Consider the following 3303-nt stretch of genomic DNA (forward strand, 5'->3'; position numbering starts at 1 on the left):
TTGCCAGTGACATGGGTATCTTCCGCTGATACTGTGGTTATGTACAGTATCAGCGGCTTGTATTCTGACGTCCAGTGTGGCCTGAGAAATTGCCAACACTTAACCCGCGTTAGCCCTCACGGCCATCATTTCACTGGTTCTGTATTTCAGCTTCCGTAACGCCTATGGGGTGATTTTACCGCTGACCGTATGTGTTATTTCAACGTTGTGGACATTGGGGTTGATGGCGTTGATGGATATCAGGATCAATATTATCACCTCCACGATCCCCGTGTTTCTGATGACGATATCGATTGCGGACTCCATCCACTTTATGTCCGATTATTATAGGAATTTAGAGAAAATGGATGCCGGCGCGGCGGTGAATCATTCCATGATGCGCTTAACCAATCCATTGATGATGACCAGCGTGACCACTTGCATGGGATTTCTGGCGCTGTCCTATACCAAGCTGATCTATGTCAGTCAGTTCGGGTTGTTTATGTCGGTGGGAGTGGCGATTGCGTTTGTGGTAACGGTTACCTTTTTACCGGCGATTCTGCCGTTTCTGAATGTTCAACGGGGTAAGAATACCCAGCATGGCGGGTCTGGGAACAGTTATCTGTTTCGCCAGTTTTCCCGCTTGTTGCACTGGCTGAACGGAAAATCCGTTGTGTTTTCCGTGTTGATTCTGTTGCTGGGCGCGGGAATGCTGGTGGCGTCGAGAGATGTCCCGGTGGACAATCAGAATATCGCCCAATTCGATAAATCCACGGATATTCGCAAAGCCGACGTGCTTCTGAATCAGTATTTTGGCGGGACGGTTCCCAATTATTTCTGGATCCGGGGGACGGAATCACGCGCCTTTGTCAAACCCGAAGCCATGGCAGCCCTGGATGCGATCAAGCAGCGGCTGATGAGCCATAAGGAAATCGGTTACGTGGCGTCGCCCAGCGATTTTATGAAGCGCATGAATCAGCAGATCAACCATGATACTTTCAGATTGCCGCCGGATCCGTCGGAAGCGTTGTATGGACAGTATCTGTTTTTATATGAAAACAGCACCGAACAGGATGTTCGTAATCTGCTTGATCCGGATTACAAGAATGCGTTGATCGTTGCAATGTCCCATACGGAAAAGGCTTCTGATTTGCGCAGGATCATCCAGGATGTTGATGCCTACGCAGCGACAGTCCTGCCCACGAACATGAAGCTGGTCGCCAGTGGCTTCGGCGAAGTGTTGGTAAAGAGCACCGACGAGATTGTCAATGGACAGTTGAGAAGCTTTGTGTTGTCGGCGCTGTTTGTGATGGTGACATTACTGCTGTTGTTCCGCTCTTTACCGGTGGCTTTGATCTCGGTGTTGCCGCTTTCGCTGACGGTGTTGACCAATTTTTCAGTGATTCAGTTGAGCGGTTCTTACATCGATATCGGCACGGCGCTGATTGCCGGTATCGTGTTTGGAATCGGAGTGGATTTCGTCATTCATTTGTTGTCTTCGGTTCAGGGAGCTATTCGCGCCGGTGCCAAACCGGCTGAAGCGGTTGTGCTGGCGGTTGAAGAGGTGTGGCTGCCGATTATGCTCAATGCCATCAGTATGGCGATGGGTTTTCTGGTATTGGTGTATTCGAATTATGGGGTGACAGCCCGGTTGGGAATGATGGTTGCGTCCAGCATGATGCTGTGTGCGCTGTTCACGTTGCTGGTGGTGCCAGTGCTCATTAATCTGGTGAAGCCCAAAGTGCTGTATCAGGAGGCGGGCTGATTCGTTCGAATCAGCTGTTCTTTCTGGTTAGATACAATCCGAAAATCATCAGTGCGACACCGGTCGCGCGTTGCAAGGTCAAGGTTTGTCGGATGGAACCGAAAATGCCCAGGTGATCAACCAGCAGCGCCGCTAGCATTTGCCCGGTGATAATGATGAAGAGGGTGTTCCCGACACCCAGTCTGGGAGCCAGATAGGTGATCGCAATGGTGTAAACCGTGGAGATCAACCCACCCAGAACGATGTAGCCGGGAAAACCGGAAGACAATGTGGGGCTGTTGAGCGTCGGGCGGACAATCAGAACGTAGCCTGAGATCGTGGTGGCGCCGATGATAAACGACAGCAACGCGGCATAGGAAATATCGCCAAAGTAGCGAGATGCCGCGGCGTTGGTTGCGGCCTGGATGGGAAGCAGCGTGCCTACCGCCAGCGCGATTAAAATCGGGAATAGTGCATTCATGTCATGGGTCGGGTCTGATGGTCGAGCGGGTGATTTTATAACATTTAATGACCCGCCAAAATAGCGCCTATTACTTTATTAACAACTTTATTACTCACCCACAGGAAGGACAGGCTCTGTTACCTTCCCCTACCGCTTGCCGTATCGATGTCGAATACTGCGAGGTATTAGACATTTGATTAATGCCATTCATCCTTTTGTTACATTTCGGGCACGTGTGAATAACATCCACCCTTAATTGTACCGGCCCATCCCGTGAGAGTTCTTCATCACACCCTTAGGAGTTCACAGGAACAAAGGGTCCCCAACAATATAGGGGTGTAAATGAGGCACTTATACCCCTATCTCATTGATCTTATTGAAAATACTTTAAGCGTTTTTTCGGCAGACCCCGCATTTCACAATTTCAATGCTCGAATCTTCCTAAATTCGAATTTCGGTTCATTTGCTGCCCGTCGGGTAAAGTCGTATTCGCCTCGAAGGTTTATATGACTCCAGGTGATCACTGATCCCTGGTTGATCGATTCCACTATGGGGTTCTGGGGACATTCCGTCCTAATGTAACACTTTTCGCTGTAGACCACGGCTGACGGGGCCTCCAGAGGAACCTTAATTTTCATTTTGTACGATTGATTGCATGATTTCATCCAAATCGAGCAGATTTTGTTCAAAGCTGAAGCTATAGGTGCCGTTCAAATTGATGTTATGCCAAGCGACTGGCGATACCTGTTTGATAATTTCCAGCTTTTTATCATCCTCTTTTGACTCAAAATGTTCGAGTAAACGCGTCAGTATCAGTGAGTTAAAGTAGATGATCGCATTGGTTAACAGTCTGGCGCATTCATTCCATAAATTGATCTCATCATCATTTTTCCCCCGGAAACGATTGCCATTTACATGAGCAATCGCACGACGCAGTTGATGGTAGGCTTCACCACGGTTTAAAGCCCTTTGCACATAATTTCTTAAACTGGCGTCGGGTATAGGAAGTATAAAGCACCGATTTGCCCCTCATCCGAAGTATCTTACCCGAAACCCCCTCACTCGTTTACCGCTCAAGCTCCAATTTTCACTGTCGGACCAACCCAAATCGCTTAAA

General features: G+C 48.8%; 2 protein-coding genes and 1 pseudogene. 1 reads left to right on the forward strand and 2 read right to left on the reverse strand.

The genetic code is table 11. From position 1 onward, the window contains the following. Positions 1 to 127 precede the first annotated feature (127 nt). Entirely contained in the window at positions 128 to 1744 is a 1617-nt protein-coding gene (locus tag FT643_RS23990) for an efflux RND transporter permease subunit (RefSeq protein ID WP_317622107.1), read from the forward strand. A gap of 10 nt (positions 1745 to 1754) precedes the next feature. Here FT643_RS23990 and FT643_RS22850 read toward each other — a convergent pair whose 3' ends face one another. Then, entirely contained in the window at positions 1755 to 2204 is a 450-nt protein-coding gene (locus tag FT643_RS22850) for a DMT family transporter (protein WP_156873710.1), read from the reverse strand. 609 nt (positions 2205 to 2813) lie between these two features. Further along, positions 2814 to 3188: pseudogene (locus FT643_RS22855) on the reverse strand (Tn3 family transposase); the annotation flags it as partial. Between the last annotated feature and the right edge of the window lie 115 nt (positions 3189 to 3303).

The sequence above is a fragment of the Ketobacter sp. MCCC 1A13808 genome (assembly GCF_009746715.1).
Classification (GTDB): domain Bacteria; phylum Pseudomonadota; class Gammaproteobacteria; order Pseudomonadales; family Ketobacteraceae; genus Ketobacter.

What these genes read in the sequence shown, in the direction of transcription:
- FT643_RS22850 (WP_156873710.1), bottom strand. Translation starts at nt 2,204, where the DNA reads ATGAATGCACTATTCCCGATTTTAATCGCGCTGGCGGTAGGCACGCTG.